Source organism: Paraburkholderia strydomiana, from assembly GCF_046030495.1.
In the GTDB taxonomy this organism is placed as follows: domain Bacteria; phylum Pseudomonadota; class Gammaproteobacteria; order Burkholderiales; family Burkholderiaceae; genus Paraburkholderia; species Paraburkholderia strydomiana_A.
This window is the reverse complement of sequence record NZ_JAQQCJ010000040.1, coordinates 1-16,176: the sequence shown is the minus strand read 5'-3', so window position 1 is coordinate 16,176 and position 16,176 is coordinate 1. Positions and strand designations below refer to the sequence as shown.

Annotated in this window: 17 protein-coding genes; 13 read left to right on the top strand and 4 right to left on the bottom strand. The window is 61.9% G+C overall.

Annotated elements, in window-relative coordinates; genetic code table 11:
* Positions 1–23: 23 nt before the first annotated feature.
* The 7 genes from rpsM (at position 24) to dsbD (ending at position 5,642) form a co-directional block, all read left to right on the top strand.
* Complete coding sequence (rpsM, locus tag PQQ53_RS33090; RefSeq protein WP_012434566.1) at positions 24–389, top strand: 30S ribosomal protein S13; 366 nt, start codon at positions 24–26, stop codon at positions 387–389.
* Between the two features lie 28 nt (positions 390–417).
* Entirely contained in the window at positions 418–822 is a 405-nt protein-coding gene (gene rpsK, locus PQQ53_RS33085) for a 30S ribosomal protein S11 (RefSeq protein WP_006052224.1), read from the top strand.
* Between the two features lie 147 nt (positions 823–969).
* Positions 970–1,593, top strand: coding sequence for a 30S ribosomal protein S4 (gene rpsD, locus PQQ53_RS33080; RefSeq protein WP_121315894.1), 624 nt, complete (start codon positions 970–972; stop codon positions 1,591–1,593).
* Between the two features lie 123 nt (positions 1,594–1,716).
* Positions 1,717–2,694, top strand: a complete 978-nt coding sequence (locus tag PQQ53_RS33075) for a DNA-directed RNA polymerase subunit alpha (RefSeq protein WP_042329254.1) — start codon at positions 1,717–1,719, stop codon at positions 2,692–2,694.
* 171 nt (positions 2,695–2,865) lie between these two features.
* Entirely contained in the window at positions 2,866–3,258 is a 393-nt protein-coding gene (gene rplQ / locus PQQ53_RS33070; protein ID WP_006052227.1) for a 50S ribosomal protein L17, read from the top strand.
* A 184-nt stretch (positions 3,259–3,442) separates the two neighbouring features.
* Positions 3,443–3,775 carry a divalent-cation tolerance protein CutA gene (cutA, locus tag PQQ53_RS33065; protein ID WP_408155317.1) on the top strand — a complete coding sequence of 111 codons (333 nt, stop codon included), beginning with the start codon at positions 3,443–3,445 and terminating at the stop codon, positions 3,773–3,775.
* Positions 3,768–5,642 (top strand): protein-disulfide reductase DsbD, encoded by a 1,875-nt coding sequence (dsbD, locus tag PQQ53_RS33060; protein WP_408328822.1) that lies wholly within the window; start codon positions 3,768–3,770, stop codon positions 5,640–5,642. The genes cutA and dsbD overlap by 8 nt, the downstream gene beginning before the upstream one ends.
* Before the next feature lie 168 nt (positions 5,643–5,810).
* Here the strand turns inward: dsbD and hemB are convergent, their stop codons facing one another.
* Complete coding sequence (gene hemB / locus PQQ53_RS33055) at positions 5,811–6,809, bottom strand: porphobilinogen synthase (RefSeq protein WP_408155315.1); 999 nt, start codon at positions 6,807–6,809, stop codon at positions 5,811–5,813.
* A 249-nt stretch (positions 6,810–7,058) separates the two neighbouring features.
* Complete coding sequence (gene yihA, locus PQQ53_RS33050) at positions 7,059–7,712, bottom strand: ribosome biogenesis GTP-binding protein YihA/YsxC (RefSeq protein ID WP_408149868.1); 654 nt, start codon at positions 7,710–7,712, stop codon at positions 7,059–7,061.
* A gap of 216 nt (positions 7,713–7,928) precedes the next feature.
* Between yihA and PQQ53_RS33045 the strand changes: the two genes are divergently transcribed.
* The 5 genes from PQQ53_RS33045 to msrQ all read left to right on the top strand — a co-directional run bounded on the left by PQQ53_RS33045 (position 7,929) and on the right by msrQ (position 14,053).
* Positions 7,929–8,582 carry a c-type cytochrome gene (locus PQQ53_RS33045; RefSeq protein WP_408149870.1) on the top strand — a complete coding sequence of 218 codons (654 nt, stop codon included), beginning with the start codon at positions 7,929–7,931 and terminating at the stop codon, positions 8,580–8,582.
* A 115-nt stretch (positions 8,583–8,697) separates the two neighbouring features.
* Positions 8,698–10,911, top strand: a complete 2,214-nt coding sequence (locus tag PQQ53_RS33040) for a cytochrome c biogenesis protein ResB (RefSeq protein ID WP_408155313.1) — start codon at positions 8,698–8,700, stop codon at positions 10,909–10,911.
* Positions 10,912–10,915: 4 nt separating this feature from the next.
* Entirely contained in the window at positions 10,916–12,127 is a 1,212-nt protein-coding gene (gene ccsB, locus PQQ53_RS33035) for a c-type cytochrome biogenesis protein CcsB (RefSeq protein ID WP_408149874.1), read from the top strand.
* Between the two features lie 198 nt (positions 12,128–12,325).
* Positions 12,326–13,321 (top strand): protein-methionine-sulfoxide reductase catalytic subunit MsrP, encoded by a 996-nt coding sequence (gene msrP / locus PQQ53_RS33030; RefSeq protein WP_408328819.1) that lies wholly within the window; start codon positions 12,326–12,328, stop codon positions 13,319–13,321.
* Between the two features lie 9 nt (positions 13,322–13,330).
* Positions 13,331–14,053: a protein-methionine-sulfoxide reductase heme-binding subunit MsrQ gene (gene msrQ / locus PQQ53_RS33025; protein ID WP_408328816.1), complete on the top strand. Its 723-nt coding sequence runs from the start codon at positions 13,331–13,333 to the stop codon at positions 14,051–14,053.
* Positions 14,054–14,149: 96 nt separating this feature from the next.
* On the opposite strand, the gene lysA is transcribed toward msrQ, so the two are convergent.
* Together lysA and lptM are read right to left on the bottom strand one after the other, a co-directional pair.
* Positions 14,150–15,412: a diaminopimelate decarboxylase gene (gene lysA / locus PQQ53_RS33020; RefSeq protein WP_408149880.1), complete on the bottom strand. Its 1,263-nt coding sequence runs from the start codon at positions 15,410–15,412 to the stop codon at positions 14,150–14,152.
* 8 nt (positions 15,413–15,420) lie between these two features.
* Positions 15,421–15,765, bottom strand: a complete 345-nt coding sequence (gene lptM, locus PQQ53_RS33015; protein ID WP_408155305.1) for an LPS translocon maturation chaperone LptM — start codon at positions 15,763–15,765, stop codon at positions 15,421–15,423.
* 35 nt (positions 15,766–15,800) lie between these two features.
* On the opposite strand from lptM, the gene cyaY reads away from it, so the two are divergent.
* Positions 15,801–16,118, top strand: coding sequence for an iron donor protein CyaY (cyaY, locus tag PQQ53_RS33010; RefSeq protein ID WP_408149884.1), 318 nt, complete (start codon positions 15,801–15,803; stop codon positions 16,116–16,118).
* The last annotated feature ends 58 nt before the right edge of the window (positions 16,119–16,176 follow it).

Genomic DNA, 16,176 nt, shown 5'->3' with positions numbered 1-16,176 from the left:
CGCTTTTTGTTTGAGGAAAAACAATGGCTCGTATCGCAGGGGTTAATATCCCGAATCACCAGCATACCGAAATCGGCCTGACGGCTATTTACGGTGTCGGCCGCACGCGCTCGCGCGACATCTGCGTCGCTGCTGGTGTGGCATTTTCGAAGAAGGTCAAAGACCTGAACGACGCAGACCTCGAAAAGCTGCGTGAAGAAGTCGGCAAGTTCATCGTTGAAGGCGATCTGCGCCGTGAAACGACGATGAACATCAAGCGCCTGATGGATCTCGGCTGCTACCGTGGCGTTCGGCATCGTAAGGGCTTGCCCCTGCGTGGCCAACGTACGCGTACGAATGCCCGTACGCGCAAGGGTCCGCGTCGTGCAGCGCAATCGCTGAAGAAGTAAGCGGAACTGACAGTTACAGGAAAACGTAATGGCTAAGGCTTCGAACAACTCCGCGGCGCAACGCGTTCGCAAGAAGGTCAAGAAGAACGTCGCCGAGGGCGTGGTTCACGTTCACGCGTCGTTCAACAACACCATCATCACGATCACCGATCGTCAAGGCAATGCACTTGCTTGGGCAACGTCGGGTGGTCAGGGCTTCAAGGGTTCGCGTAAATCGACCCCGTTTGCAGCTCAGGTGGCAGCCGAATCGGCAGGCCGCGTGGCGATGGAATACGGCGTCAAGAACCTCGAAGTGCGGATCAAGGGCCCCGGTCCTGGCCGTGAGTCGGCGGTGCGCGCGTTGCATGGTCTTGGCATCAAGATCACCGCGATTTCCGACGTGACTCCGGTGCCGCACAACGGCTGCCGTCCGCCGAAGCGTCGTCGTATCTAAGACGCGGGTTTTGCTTGCGCCTGTTGCCGCCCCGCGCGGCGGCAGGCTGCTTGCGTTATTGAATTGACTAAGCCCACCGTTCGACCCAAAGGGTTCGGACTAGCGTGAATGCATGCATTCGCGTGATTAATCATAGAAGGAATCAACGTGGCACGTTATATCGGCCCTAAGGCCAAGCTGTCCCGCCGTGAAGGCACTGACCTCTTCCTGAAGAGCGCCCGTCGTTCGCTCGCTGACAAGTGCAAGCTTGACAGCAAGCCTGGCCAACATGGCCGCACCTCGGGTGCACGTACGTCCGACTACGGCACGCAGCTGCGCGAAAAGCAAAAAGTTAAGCGTATCTACGGTGTTCTCGAGCGTCAATTCCGCCGCTACTTCGCTGAAGCCGACCGCCTGAAGGGCAACACGGGTGAAAACCTGCTCCAGTTGCTCGAATCGCGTCTGGACAACGTCGTGTATCGCATGGGCTTCGGCTCGACGCGCGCTGAAGCACGTCAGCTCGTGAGCCACAAGGCGATCATGGTGAACGGCGTCGTGTCGAACATCCCGTCGATGCAAGTGAAGGCCGGCGACGTTGTCGCAGTGCGCGAACAGAAGAAGAAGCAAGCGCGTATTCTCGAAGCGCTGTCGCTGGCTGAGCAAGGCGGTCTGCCGAGCTGGGTCGCTGTCGATTCGAAGAAGTTCGAAGGCACGTTCAAGTCGAAGCCGGAACGCAGCGACATCGCTGGCGATATCAACGAAAGCCTGATCGTCGAATTGTATTCGCGGTAATCGGATTAACGGCCGGGGCACCCGATTGCGTTGCGCAAGGGGGCGTCTCGGCTGTTTATTTTCAGGTTGTTACCGGTCAGCCTTATCGGTGTAACGAGCCGAGGGTATTGAAAAGGAAAACCTATGCAAACCAGTTTGTTGAAGCCCAAGATCATCGCAGTTGAATCGCTTGGCGAGAGCCACGCGAAAGTGGTCATGGAACCGTTTGAACGCGGTTACGGCCACACCTTGGGTAACGCGCTTCGGCGCGTGCTGCTGTCGTCGATGGTGGGCTACGCGCCGACCGAAGTGACGATCGCAGGCGTCGTACATGAGTATTCGACGCTCGACGGTGTGCAAGAGGATGTGGTCAACCTGTTGTTGAACCTGAAGGGCGTCGTGTTCAAGCTGCATAACCGTGATGAAGTCACGGTTACGCTGCGCAAGGACGGCGAAGGCGTTGTCACTGCTGGCGACATCGAACTCGCGCACGATTGCGAAGTGATCAACCCGGATCACGTGATTGCGCATCTGTCGAAGGGCGGCAAGCTCGACGTGCAGATCAAGGTCGAAAAGGGCCGCGGCTATGTGCCGGGCAATGTGCGTCGTTATGGCGAAGAGTCGGCCAAGATTATCGGCCGTATCGTGCTGGATGCGTCGTTCTCGCCGGTTCGCCGTGTGAGCTACGCCGTGGAAAGCGCTCGCGTCGAACAGCGTACCGACCTCGACAAGCTCGTGATGAACATCGAAACCAACGGTGTGATCTCGCCGGAAGAAGCGATCCGTCAATCGGCTCGCATTCTGGTCGATCAGCTGTCGGTGTTCGCTGCACTGGAAGGCACGGAAGCAACGGCTGAAGCGCCGTCGCGTGCGCCGCAGATCGATCCGATCCTGCTGCGTCCGGTCGATGATCTCGAACTGACGGTTCGTTCCGCGAACTGCCTGAAGGCCGAGAACATTTACTACATCGGTGACCTGATCCAGCGTACGGAAAACGAGCTGCTCAAGACGCCGAATCTGGGCCGCAAGTCGCTGAACGAAATCAAGGAAGTATTGGCGTCGCGTGGTTTGACGCTCGGCATGAAGCTCGAAAACTGGCCGCCCGCAGGGCTGGACAAGTAATTCGAGTAGCAATCCCGGGACAGACCCCACCGCTGCACTGGCAAAGACGCGGATTTTCCTTTAAAATCCGCGTCTTGTCTTTTTTCACTACCGGCCCGTGCACTCGCTACTTTCGGGTAGATCGAGCGCGATAGAAGAGCTGGACCAAAACTTTGAATCGAAGGAATTAACATGCGTCACCGTCATGGTCTGCGGAAACTGAACCGCACGAGCAGCCACCGTCTGGCAATGCTCCGTAATATGTCCAACTCGCTGATCGAGCACGAAGTCATCAAGACCACGCTGCCGAAGGCGAAAGAGCTCCGTAAAGTCGTCGAGCCGCTGATCACGCTCGGCAAGAAGCCGTCGCTGGCAAATCGTCGTCTGGCGTTCAACCGCCTGCGTGATCGTGACTCGGTCACGAAGCTGTTCGAAGTTCTTGGCCCGCGTTACGCTACCCGTCCGGGCGGCTACCTGCGCGTCCTGAAGTTCGGCTTCCGCGTCGGCGACAACGCACCGATGGCACTGGTCGAACTGCTGGACCGTCCGGAAGTTGAAGAAGTTGAAGTGCAAGAAGCTGAGTAAGCTTTTTTAGCTTCGATAGAAAGCCAGGCGCATAGCCTGGCTTTTTTTTTGCCGGCTCATTTGCCATTGAGGTGTCCATTCACCGCTGGCCAAATGCTGCGTGTCCGCTGCGGGGCCATCAGCGGCGCCATAGGGCTAGGTGATACGATATCGACACATGATTCGTGCGTCGCTGGAGCCTTTTGTGAGTGTGAATGTGATCCTGATTCTGACCACGGTGCCGGATGCGGCCGTCGCTCAGAAGCTCGCCGCGGATGCGCTGGCCGCGCATTTATGTGCGTGCGTCACGCAGTTAGGCAGCGTGCAGTCGAGTTATCACTGGCAGGGCAAAATCGAAACCGCGCAGGAGATCCAATTGCTGTTCAAGACGAGCGCCGCACGTGCGCTCGAACTCGAGCAGTACATACAGGCTCACCATCCCTACGACACGCCGGAAATCCTCTCGTGGCAAGCGACGGCATCGGCCGCGTACGGCCAGTGGATCACTGCTGAAACCCAACGTCCTCTCCATGTTTAACGGTCTCGACCGGCGCGCGCGTCATGCGCTGCGCACCGCATTTTTCCTGCTCGGTTGCGTAATCCTCGCGCAGTTCACCACGCTCGCCCACGCCGCTGACGACTTTCTGGATCCTGCCGTCGCGTTCAAATTCAGCGCGAGCGAGAAGCCGGGTGAAGTCGTCGTGACATACAAGATCGCTGACGGCTATTACATGTACCGCGAGCGCTTCGCGTTTGCGACCCGGGACGGCGCGGCCACGATTGGCGAGCCGCAGTTGCCGGCCGGCCACGTGAAGTTCGATCAGACGTTCAACAAGGACGTGGAGACTTACCGCAACGAGCTTACGATCCGCATCCCCGTCAAACAGGCGACGGGGCCGTTCGAACTGGCGGTAACGTCGCAGGGCTGTGCTGATGCCGGCATTTGCTATCCGCCGATGGAGCGTGTGTACCGCGTGAGCGGCGAAGCCTTGCAGCCCGCCGGCAGCGCGGCGGCCGCCACGACGGCCACGCAGCAATCCGCGGCAGCCGACGAGCCTTGGTACGAGCGCGCCACCAGCGCCGACTACGCGCAGTCGCTGCTGCAGCGCGGCGGCCTGCTGGCGATCGCCGGACTCTATTTCGTCGCGGGCGCCGTACTCAGCCTGCTGCCGTGCTCGTATCCGATGATCCCGATCCTGTCGGCGATCATCATAGGTGAAGGCGCGCGGGTGACGCGTGCGCGCGGCTTCGCGTTATCGCTGTCCTACGTGATCGGCATGGCACTTGTGTACACCGCGCTGGGCGTGGCGGCGGCACTCATCGGACAGAGCCTCGGAGCATGGCTTCAGAGCCCGTGGGTACTTGGCGTATTCGGCGTCCTGCTGACGATTTTCGCGCTGACGCTGATCGCCGGTGTCGACATCGCGGTGCCGCAGCGCTGGCAGGAGGGGGTGTCGCGTGCATCGCGCGGGCGCTCTGGCGGCAAATTCGCCGCCGTCGCCATAATGGGCGCGCTGTCTGCACTGGTGGTCGGTGCGTGTATGACCGCGCCGCTTTTTGCCGTACTGGCATTCATTGCACATACCGGCGACGCCGTGCTTGGCGGCGCCGCGCTGTTTTCGATGGGACTCGGGCTCGGTGTGCCGCTCCTGATCGTCGGACTTGGAGCCGGCACTCTGCTGCCGCGTGCGGGCGCATGGATGGACGGCGTCAAGGTCTTCTTCGGCGTCGTGCTGCTTGCGGCGGCGCTGTGGATCGTTTGGCCGGTGCTCGGCGCGGCTGCGACGATGCTGTTGAGCGCGCTCTGGTTGCTCATCGCGGCGGCTTCGCTTGGGTTGTTTTCCGGGCCGGTTGTCGGCGGGTCCGTTTGGCAGCGGTTGGGCCGCGGAATCGGCGCGGCGCTGGCAGTGTGGGCGGCGGTGCTGCTGGTCGGTCTGGCTGCTGGATCGTCAGATCCGCTGCGGCCGCTCGCCGTGTTGGCCGCGCGTGGCGGAGAGGTCGGCGCCGCGAATGCCTCCAGCCAGGTGGGCGCGGCGTCGCAAAGCGCTCTGACGTTTGCCGCGGTCCGATCATCGAGTGAACTCGATCAGGCCGTCAAAACGGCTGCACAGCCCGCTATGCTCGATTTTTATGCAGACTGGTGCGTGAGTTGCAAGGAGATGGAGAAATTCACCTTCAGCGACCCGCGTGTTCAGGCGAAATTAAAGCAGATGAACCTGCTGCGTGCCGACGTCACTGCAAACAACGTCGACGATCAGGCTTTGCTCAGGCGTTTTAGCCTGTTTGGACCGCCGGGGATCATCTTCTTCGATCAGGGCGGCAAGGAAGTGTTGCGCGTCGTGGGGTATGAGTCGGCGGATAAATTCTTGCGCACGCTGGATCGCGCGGGTGCGTCGGGAGCGTAACGCGCCGTGACATCGGCGAATGAAAGCGCCGACATGGCTCCAGAACAGCCGAACTGCCGCAGTCGGCATCCCGGCATAAAAAAAACGGAGGCACGCCCGTAAAGGCCTGTCTCCGTTTCGCATAACGCCTGAACAACCCAGGCCGCCGCCAACAGGCGGCCCATCAGCTTACTTCTGCGAACGCAGAATCCGCGCGGCATCCAGCGCGAAATACGTCAGCACGCCATCCGCGCCGGCCCGTTTGAACGCCAGCAGCGATTCCATCATGGCCTTGTCGTGATCGAGCCAGCCGTTCTGCGCGGCCGCCTTCAACATCGCGTATTCGCCGCTGACCTGGTACACGTACGTCGGGAACTGGAACTCATCCTTCACGCGACGCACGATATCCAGATACGGCATGCCCGGCTTGACCATCACCATGTCCGCGCCTTCGTTGATGTCCGCTTGCACTTCGCGCAGCGCTTCATTCGAATTGGCCGGGTCCATCTGGTACGTCATCTTGTTGCTCTTGCCGAGGTTCGTCGCGGAACCGACGGCGTCGCGAAACGGGCCGTAGAACGCCGACGCGAACTTGGCCGCGTAAGCCATGATGCGCGTATGGATGTGGTCCTCGCTCTCGAGCATTTCGCGGATCGCGCCGATGCGGCCGTCCATCATGTCCGACGGCGCGACGATGTCGACGCCCGCCTCAGCCTGCGCGCGTGCCTGCTCGACGAGAATCTCGACGGTCTCGTCGTTGATCACGTAACCGGCTTCGTCGAGCACGCCGTCCTGGCCGTGGCTCGTGTACGGATCGAGCGCGACGTCGGTGAGCACGCCGAGCTCCGGGAAATTCTTCTTCAGTTCACGAACCGCGCGCGGGATCAGGCCGGCCGGATTGGTCGCCTCGCGGCCATCGGGCGTTTTCAGCGACGGCTCGATCGCGGGGAACAGCGACAGCACCGGCACGCCCAGTTCGACGCATTGCTCGGCGACACCCATCAGCAGATCGACCGACACGCGCTCGACGCCCGGCATCGACGGTACGGCTTGCCGCACGTTGGTGCCTTCGACGATGAACACGGGGTAGATCAGATCGTTGGTGGTGAGGATGTTTTCGCGCATCATGCGACGCGAGAAGTCGTCACGGCGCATACGGCGCGGACGGTAGTGCGGGTAGAAGCTCATATCGGATCGAAGGTCGTGGATGTGTGGAGTGGACAAGTAACGCCTGCCTCCGCTCCCGGAAACTTTTCGAGACAATGGTATATCATACCGATCGAGCAAGGCGCCTTGCGCTGACCTCCCCGCTTCTCCTCCCTGAGCGGGTGCCTGTCGTTTTTTCGATTAGGCTGTTTGACCCGCCGTTTAAGCGGCGGGTTTTTTTATGCGCGGCCGGATTTGGCACTTTTGTCCTATCCGAGCCGGTGACGGAACTTACTGCGCGCCGTCCGTTTCGCCCTTCGCATCGGGGATCAGCCAGCTTTCGATCAGCGCGTGCGCTTCGTCGATCCCGACGCGCTTGAGCGCCGAGAACAGTTGCGCGGTCAACTCGCCCTGATAGCCGGCGGTGCGATATTCCGCCAAGCCTTTCTGCGTGGCACGCAAGGCGTTCACGCTTTCCTGGCGCGTCAATTTGTCGCATTTGGTGAGCAACGTGTGGATCGGCTTGCCGGTCGGCGCGAACCACTCGATCATGCGGCGGTCCAGTTCGGTCAGCGGGCGGCGCGAGTCCATCATCAGGATCATGCCGCGCAATTGCGAGCGTGATTGCAGATACGTGGACAGCAGCGCTTCCCAGTGCGCCTTGGCCGCGCCCGGCACTTCCGCATAGCCGTAACCCGGCAGGTCGACCAGATGCGCGGTCGGCTCGTCCGCTTTGCCCACCGAAAAGTAATTGATGTGCTGCGTGCGTCCCGGCGTCTTGCTGGCGAAGGCGAGGCGCTTCTGATTGCACAGGATATTGATGGCCGTCGACTTGCCCGCGTTCGAGCGTCCCGCGAAGGCAATCTCGGGTTGCGAGGTGGCCGGCAAATCGCGCAGGTGATTGACGGTCGTGAAAAAGCGGGATTGGTGGAGCAGGAAGGACATGATCAGGCCAGGATTCGAGACGCCGGGGAACCCGGAGTGGGGACGGGTCAAGCCCGACTGGCGTCTTAGCGATTAGCGAGTTATTGTACAATACGATGGTTTACTGAAAACCTGAGGGGGCCAGCCCGCGTGCCTTGGCGGCTCCTGGCGGTCACTCGGTCGCCGTCGTATTTTGCAAAACCTCTAAAATCCCACAAGACGAGACAGGGTGTGCGAATGAATCGACTGAGCAAGACTCTGATGGTGCTTCATGTAGCGGCAGGTCTTTCTGGTTTGGCAATTCAGGCACGAGCAGCAGATCCGGCGAAGCCGGACGTCAATCGGGGGCAGGCAATCGCAGTGCAGGTATGCGCGTCGTGTCACGGCGCGGACGGCAACAGTGCCGGCGGTGCCTATCCGAAGCTGGCGGGCCAGCATCCCGAGTATCTCGTCAAGCAACTGCAGGATTTCAAGATTCAGCCGGGCGCGAAGCAGCCCGCGCGCAACAATGCGATCATGGCGGGCATGGCCGCGGCGCTCTCCGAACAGGACATGGTCAACGTCGCCGCTTATTTCGCGTCGCAGACCCCGAAGCCCGGCTACGCGCATAACAAGAACACGGTCGCGCTCGGTCAGAGAATTTATCGAGGCGGGATCGCCGACAAGGGCGTGCCGGCATGCGCAAGCTGCCATGGGCCGACCGGTCAAGGGATCCCGTCGCAATTCCCGCGCATGTCGGGACAATGGGCGGAATACTCAGTGGCGCAGTTGGCCGCGTTCACGCAAGGGCCTGGCGCACGCAACAACAACGAGGCGATGCACACTATTGCATCGCGTCTGTCGGACAGCGAGATCAAGGCTGTAGCCGATTACATCGCGGGCTTGCGTTAAGAAGTCCGCTCGCAAGCGCAACCGGCCCGGCGAGGCCGGTACAAACAAGAAAAGGGTGAGGGCGTCGCGCGTACGACAGCCGTTCACCCTTTTTTGCTGTTCAGTCGGAGTTTGAATGAGCGTCACCACGTCGGGTTTGCAGTCGAAGTCGGGCAATCGGGTCTTGCGCAGCGTCATCGAAGTCTTGAGTTCGATGCGTTTCGCCATTGCGCTGCTCGTGATTCTGTCGATCGCCAGCATCATCGGCACCGTCCTCACGCAGGACGATCCGTATCCTAACTACGTCAATCAGTTCGGCCCGTTCTGGGCGGACATCTTCCGCTCGCTGAGCCTGTACACGGTGTACAGCTCGTGGTGGTTCATGCTGATTCTCGGCTTCCTGATGGTGTCGGTGTCGCTGTGCGTGATCCGCAACGCGCCCAAGATGCTCGCCGACGCGAAGAGCTGGAAAGATAAAGTCCGCGAAGGCAGCCTGCGCGCGTTCCATCACAAGGGCGAGTTCGCGGTACACGGCACGCGCGCGCAGACCTCGGCGGTGCTCGCCCAACTGTCGGCGCGACTTGGCTACAAATTCGTCACGCGTGAGTCCGAGGGCGCGACGCTGATCGCCGCCAAGCGCGGCGCATTGACCAGGTTCGGCTACATCTCCGCTCACATCGCGATCGTCGTGATCTGCCTCGGCGGCCTGCTCGACAGCAATCTGCCGATCAAGCTGCAAATGTGGCTGTTCGACAAATCGCCGATCCGCGCGAACACGGTGATCAACGACATCCCGCCGGAACATCGTCTTTCCGAATCGAACCCGACGTTCCGTGGCTACGCGTGGGTGCCGGAAGGGCAGCACGTGTCGACCGCTATCCTGAACCAGCCGGACGGCTCGCTGATCCAGGACCTGCCGTTCTCGATCGAGCTGAACAAGTTCATCGTCGATTATTACTCGACCGGTATGCCAAAGCTGTTCGCGAGCGACATCGTCGTGGTCGATCACAAAACGGGCGCGCGCGTGCCGGCGCGCATCGAGGTGAACAAGCCGTTCACCTATGACGGCGTGTCGATCTACCAGTCGAGCTTCCAGGACGGCGGCTCGCAGATGCAGATGACGGCCTATCCGATGTCCGGCACGAGCGCGAAGACCGCGCCGTTCGGCGGCACGATTGGCGGCAATGCGCCGCTCAACACGGCTACGCCGCTCGCCGACGGCCAGACGGTCGAGTTCACCGATTTCCGCGCGATCAATGTCGAAAACATCTCGAACGGCAGCGGCCAGAACGATGCTCGCGGCGTCGCCGCGCATCGCTCGCTGAAAGAGGCGTTCGACGAGCGTCTCGGCTCCGGCGCGAAGACCTCCAAGCCGCTGGATCTGCATAACGTCGGCCCGTCGGTGCAGTACAAGGTGCGCGACAAGGACGGCCAGGCGCGCGAGTACAACAACTACATGCTGCCGGTGGACGTCGCGGGCGAGAAAATGTTCCTCGCCGGCATGCGCCTGAATCCGGACGATCCGTTCCGCTACCTGCGCATTCCCGCCGACACTGGCGGCACGGTCAAGGAATGGATGAACCTGCGCGCGACGCTCGCGGATCCGGCCATGCGCGCCAAGGCCGCGCACCGTTTTGCGCTGCGCTCGGTGCCGGGTTCGAACGCCGAACTGCAGCAGCATCTCGAAGAAAGCGCGTCACGTGTGCTGACCCTTTTTGCCGGCGCGGACAGCGCCATCAAGCTGCCGAACGGCCAGCCGGTCGGCGGCTTCCAGGCGATTGCCGGCTTTATCGACCATTCGGTGCCGAAGGGGGAGCAGGAAAAGGCCGCGGGCCTGCTGCTGCGCATGCTGGAAGGCGCGACGTGGGACCTGTGGCAACTGTCCCGCGAGCAGCTCGGCGAGCCCGAGGTGCAGGCCAGCGCGGAGGCGAGCCGCTTCGTCCAGAGCTCGATCAACGCGATATCCGACAGCTTTCTGTATGGATCGCCGGTCTACTTGCAGCTTGACTCCTTCAAGCAGGTGCAAGCTTCGGTATTTCAGTTGACGCGCGCGCCGGGCAAAAAAGTCGTGTATCTTGGCAGCCTGCTCCTCGTGTTAGGCATCTTTTCGATGTTCTACGTCCGCGAACGGCGCCTCTGGTTCTGGCTCAAAGATACCGATCACGGCACGAATGTCGTGATGGCGATGTCGAGCGCGCGTAAAACGCTCGACTTCGAAAAAGAGTTCGTGCAGACGCGCGACGCCGTAGGCGCGGCGCTGGGCGCGAAGCTCAGCGAAACATCCGACGCCGCCGGCAAGCCTCGCGACGCCGACCCGCCGTCCGCCAGCTCACAAGATTCGACCCGGTAAGATCATGGACTTGACTCAGGTTTCCTCTTCCTCTTCTTCAGCGTCGCGGCCCGACAAGGTGTTCGCGGGCGAGACGCTCAACGTCGCGCAGTATGACGAGCGGCCGTTTCTGAAGCGACTCGGTATCGTCGACTGGCTGTTCGCCGTCGCGATGGTCGCGGGTGCCGGGTTCGCGCTGTCGCGCTATTACCCGTTCATGAATTACTACGACAAACTGGTGCTGGTGTGCGCGGTGCCGGTCTTCGTCGTGCTCGGCTGGCGCTGGAAGCCGGTGCGTCCGTTGATGGTGGGGATCGCGGCGCTGTCACTGCTGGCGATCCAGATTTACCAGGGCGATCTGAGCCGTGCGGACAACGCGTTCTTCCTCAAGTATTTCCTGTCGAGCCAGTCCGCGATTCTGTGGATGAGCGCGCTCTTCGTGTTCGCCACCGTGTTCTACTGGATCGGTCTGCTGTCGCGCTCGGCGACCGGCGCGGCGATCGGCTCGAAGATGACCTGGGCTGCCGTGGTGATGGGCTTCGTCGGCCTGATGGTGCGCTGGTACGAGTCGTATCTGATTGGTGCGGACGTCGGCCATATTCCCATTTCGAACCTGTACGAAGTGTTCGTGCTGTTCAGCCTGATCACCGCGCTGTTCTATCTGTACTACGAGCAGCACTACAACACCCGCGCGCTCGGCGCATTCGTGCTGCTGGTGATCAGCGCCGCCGTCGGTTTCCTGATGTGGTACTCGGTCGCGCGCGACGCGCAGCAGATCCAGCCGCTGGTCCCCGCCCTGCAAAGCTGGTGGATGAAGATTCACGTGCCGGCCAACTTCATCGGCTACGGCAGTTTCGCGCTGTCGGCGATGGTCGCCGTCGCGTATCTGGCGAAAGAGCGCGGCGTGCTGGCGGACCGCCTGCCGGCGCTCGACGTGCTCGACGACGTGATGTACAAGTCGATCGCCGTCGGCTTCGCGTTCTTCACGATCGCGACGATTCTCGGCGCGCTGTGGGCCGCGGAAGCGTGGGGCGGCTACTGGAGCTGGGACCCGAAGGAAACGTGGGCGCTGATCGTCTGGCTGAACTACGCGGCCTGGCTGCACATGCGTCTGATGAAGGGCCTGCGCGGCGCGGTCGCGGCCTGGTGGGCGCTGACCGGCCTGCTGGTGACGACGTTCGCGTTTCTCGGCGTCAACATGTTTCTGTCGGGGCTGCATAGCTACGGCAAGCTGTAAAATTCGTCGCTTCGGATGGACCAGAAACCGCCGCGTGCTTTCGCATCGGCGGTTTTTTTGCGACTGGCGGAATATTTGCTGCATCCAATGTGTTCGTCCTCACAGTACCTACGGGTGAGCGGACGCAGGTCCGGACGAGCGATCATCAATATGGCCCCGTAAGATGCACAGACCGAAGGGGCGCCAAGGAGCAGCACGATGTGGATCAAACGAAGCGACAGAAGGCAACTCGTCGGTGACGACATCGCGCGCAGCGAAATCACGCCGCAGCGTGTCTTCGAGAACCGGCGGCGCGTGTTGCAGGCGGCCGGCGCGGTAGCGCTCGGTGGTCTGATCGGCGGGAGCGGCGAGGCGCAGGCCGCCTACACGTCGCCGGATCCGAAGGCGCAGAAACTGGCGACGAAGACCAATATCCGGTTCGTCGCGCTCGACCGCATCACGCCGTACAAGGACATCACCACATACAACAACTTCTACGAGTTCGGCACCGACAAAGCCGATCCCGCGCACAACGCCGGGACGCTGCGGCCGCATCCGTGGAAGGTCAGCGTCGAGGGTGAAATCAGGAACCCGAAGGTGTACGACATCGACGAATTGCTCAAGCTCGCGCCGCTCGAAGAGCGCGTGTACCGGCTGCGTTGCGTCGAAGGCTGGTCGATGGTGATTCCGTGGATCGGCGTGCCGCTGGCGGAGTTGATCAAACGTGTGCAGCCGACCGGCAATGCCAAATACGTGCAGTTCATCACGCTGGCCGATCCGTCGCAAATGCCGGGGCTCTCGACGCCCGTGCTCGACTGGCCGTATTCCGAAGGCCTGCGCATGGACGAAGCGATGAACCCGCTCACGCTGCTGACGATGGGTCTCTACGGCCAGGTTCTGCCGAATCAGAACGGCGCGCCGGTGCGCATCGTGGTGCCGTGGAAGTATGGGTTCAAGAGCGCGAAGTCGCTGGTGAAGATCCGCTTTCTCGACAAGCAGCCGCCTACCAGCTGGAACACGTACGCATCGAGCGAGTACGGTTTTTATTCGAACGTGAATCCGAATGTCGATCATCCGCGCTGGAGTCAGGCGACCGAACGGCGCATCGGTGAAGACGGTTTCTTCACGCCGAAGCGCAAGACGCTGATGTTCAACGGCTACGGGGATCAGGTCGCGTCGCTGTATCAAGGCATGGACCTGAAGAAGAATTTCTGAGGCGCGACGATGGCTTCCGATACACAACCCGTTGTCCCCGCCGAACGCAACGCATCGCGTGCGCCGGCGGCCACGCCCGCCGCGGCGGCAAAGACGGCAGCGACGGCGAAGCAGCGGCCCGCCGGCGGCGCGCGCTGGATCGTGCCGGCCAAAATCGCGGTATTTATCGCGGCGTGGTATCCGCTCGCGCGCATCGTGCTGTTCGGCATGACCGACCGGCTCGGCGCGAATCCGATCGAATTCATCACGCGCTCGACGGGCCTCTGGACGCTCGTCTTCCTCTGCATCACGCTGGCCGCGACACCATTGCGCCGTCTCACCGGCGTCGCGGCATTGGTGCGGTTTCGGCGCATGCTCGGCCTCTACACGTTCTTCTATGCGACACTGCATTTCACCACTTACCTCTGGTTCGACAAGTGGTTCGACGTGGCCGCCATTTTCAAGGACATCGGCAAGCGGCCGTTCATCACCGTGGGCTTTGCCGCCTTCGTGTTGCTGATCGCGCTGGCTGTGACGTCGCCACGCGCGATGGTGCGCAAACTCGGACGCCGCTGGCAGACCCTGCATCGCGCGATCTATGCGATCGGCGCGCTCGCGATTCTGCATTTCTGGTGGATGAAGGCGGGCAAGCACGATCTGCTGCTGCCGAAGATCTACGGCGCGATCATGGTCGTGCTGCTGGGATGGCGGTTGATTGTCTGGCTGCGTGAGCGAAGGTCAATGGCGCGTTGACGATCGCGCGGCGTGCGCGGCGACGGCGCGCAAATAGAAAAAGGCGATGCCGCACCGGCATCGCCTTTTTTTATCTTGTTGCGCTGATGCGACCGTTTACGCCGGCAGGATGGCTTCACCCGCAAACAGCTGTTTGACCTCTTCACGTGCGCGAGCCACATGGACCTGTGTACCATCGACCATCACCTCGGCCGCACGCGGACGCGTGTTGTAGTTCGAGCTCATCACGAAGCCGTAAGCGCCGGCCGAGCGGATCGCGAGCAGATCGCCCGGTTCGACCGCCAGCAGGCGTTCGCGGCCGAGCCAGTCGCCGCTTTCGCAAACCGGGCCGACCACGTCGTAGACATGAGCAGGCACGTCGCGCTTCACGACGGGCTCGATGGCGTGATACGCCTCGTACATCGCGGGGCGCGCGAGATCGGTCATCGCCGCGTCGACGATGGCGAAGTTCTTTTCAGCGCCGGGCTTCAGAAACTCGAGACGCGTGAGCAGCACACCCGCATTGCCGACCAGCGAACGGCCCGGCTCGAAATACACTTCACGATGGCCGTGACCGCGCGCTTCGATGCGATCGAGCACGGTGCGCACGAACTCGCCGATCTCCGGCGGTGTTTCGTCGTCGTACGTGATGCCGAGGCCGCCGCCTACGTCGATGTGGCGAATCTTCACGCCGTCCTGCTCGATCTGCTCGACCAGTTCCAGCACCTTGTCGACCGCGTCGAGATAAGGCGCGACTTCGGTGATCTGCGAGCCGATGTGGCAGTCGATACCGATCACGTCCAGATTCGCCATCGCCGCGGCGGCGCGATACGTGGCGCGCGCATCTTCGAAGGCGACGCCGAACTTGTTCGACTTCAGCCCGGTGGAGATATACGGATGCGTTTTCGCATCGACGTCGGGATTCACGCGCAACGACACCGGCGCCTTCTTGCCCATTTCCGCCGCAACCGCGTTCAGGCGATCGAGTTCGGGAATCGATTCGACGTTGAAGCATTTGACGCCCGCCGCGAGCGCGTCGCGCATCTCTTGTGCGTTCTTGCCCACGCCGGAAAACACGGTGTTCTCCGCTTTGCCGCCGGCCGCGAGCACGCGCGCCAGTTCGCCACCCGACACGATGTCGAAGCCGGCGCCGAGACGCGCGAACACGTTCAGCACCGCGAGATTGCTATTGGCCTTGACGGCCACGTGCACGCTCGCGCGACGGCCGGCGCAAGCGCCCGCATACGCGTTCCACGCTTCGGTGAGCGCGGCGCGCGAATAGACGTACAGCGGCGTGCCGAACTGTTCGGCGAGAGAGACGGCGGACACGCCTTCGGCGTGCAATACGCCGTCGACATAGTCAAATGCGGATCGAGTCATGCGAAAGTCTATTGAACGGGGGTGACGGCGGAGGCAGGCAGCGGAGCGGCGGTACCGGATGCAGCGGAAGCGGGCGGCGTGGCGAGTTCGGTTTCCGGCGCCAGCGAGAGCGGTGTACCCGAGGTATCCGGCACGGTGCTCAGGTCAGCCGCGCTTGCCGAGGCGGGTTGCGCGCTCTCCGGCGGCGGGGTTTGCGTGCGGGATGCCGGCGGAGCCGGAAGCGGCGGCACGGTCGGCAAATAGAGGGAACCGCGTTGTCCGCAACCACCGAGCGCGCAACCTGCGAGAATGGCTAAACCCGCTACAATCGCGCGGCCGGGCGCCGCCGCGCGCATCCGAGATACAACTCGCATGACTGTCCCTGAATAAATAATCGATGGAGTTTAGCATGTCCGATAGTGATTACCTGACCCGTGCGGAAGCCGCGCTAGCCGCCATCGAACGCGCGCTGGACGACACCGACGCCGACATCGAACTCGAGCGCAGCGGCAACGTGCTGACGCTCGAATTTGAGAATCGCACGAAGATTATCGTCAACCTGCAACCGCCGATGAGCGAGATCTGGATCGCCGCGAAAGCGGGTGGTTTTCACTTCCGTTTCGTCGATGGCGAATGGCGCGACACGCGCAGCGGCGCCGAGTTTTTCGCCGCGTTGTCGGAGTACGCGACGCAGCAGGCTGGTGAGCCGGTTCGCTTCTCGGCGTAAGCGTACGGCTTCGAGTTGGCGTTTGGGGGGGGGGAAGAGGGCCCAACCCGGGGAGCGG

What these genes read in the sequence shown, in the direction of transcription:
- rpsM (WP_012434566.1), top strand. Translation starts at nt 24, where the DNA reads ATGGCTCGTATCGCAGGGGTTAATATCCCGAATCACCAGCATACCGAA.
- rpsK (WP_006052224.1), top strand. Translation starts at nt 418, where the DNA reads ATGGCTAAGGCTTCGAACAACTCCGCGGCGCAACGCGTTCGCAAGAAG.
- PQQ53_RS33075 (WP_042329254.1), top strand. Translation starts at nt 1,717, where the DNA reads ATGCAAACCAGTTTGTTGAAGCCCAAGATCATCGCAGTTGAATCGCTT.
- rplQ (WP_006052227.1), top strand. Translation starts at nt 2,866, where the DNA reads ATGCGTCACCGTCATGGTCTGCGGAAACTGAACCGCACGAGCAGCCAC.
- dsbD (WP_408328822.1), top strand. Translation starts at nt 3,768, where the DNA reads ATGTTTAACGGTCTCGACCGGCGCGCGCGTCATGCGCTGCGCACCGCA.
- hemB (WP_408155315.1), bottom strand. Translation starts at nt 6,809, where the DNA reads ATGAGCTTCTACCCGCACTACCGTCCGCGCCGTATGCGCCGTGACGAC.
- yihA (WP_408149868.1), bottom strand. Translation starts at nt 7,712, where the DNA reads ATGTCCTTCCTGCTCCACCAATCCCGCTTTTTCACGACCGTCAATCAC.
- PQQ53_RS33045 (WP_408149870.1), top strand. Translation starts at nt 7,929, where the DNA reads ATGAATCGACTGAGCAAGACTCTGATGGTGCTTCATGTAGCGGCAGGT.
- PQQ53_RS33040 (WP_408155313.1), top strand. Translation starts at nt 8,698, where the DNA reads ATGAGCGTCACCACGTCGGGTTTGCAGTCGAAGTCGGGCAATCGGGTC.
- ccsB (WP_408149874.1), top strand. Translation starts at nt 10,916, where the DNA reads ATGGACTTGACTCAGGTTTCCTCTTCCTCTTCTTCAGCGTCGCGGCCC.
- msrP (WP_408328819.1), top strand. Translation starts at nt 12,326, where the DNA reads ATGTGGATCAAACGAAGCGACAGAAGGCAACTCGTCGGTGACGACATC.
- msrQ (WP_408328816.1), top strand. Translation starts at nt 13,331, where the DNA reads ATGGCTTCCGATACACAACCCGTTGTCCCCGCCGAACGCAACGCATCG.
- lysA (WP_408149880.1), bottom strand. Translation starts at nt 15,412, where the DNA reads ATGACTCGATCCGCATTTGACTATGTCGACGGCGTATTGCACGCCGAA.
- lptM (WP_408155305.1), bottom strand. Translation starts at nt 15,765, where the DNA reads ATGCGAGTTGTATCTCGGATGCGCGCGGCGGCGCCCGGCCGCGCGATT.
- cyaY (WP_408149884.1), top strand. Translation starts at nt 15,801, where the DNA reads ATGTCCGATAGTGATTACCTGACCCGTGCGGAAGCCGCGCTAGCCGCC.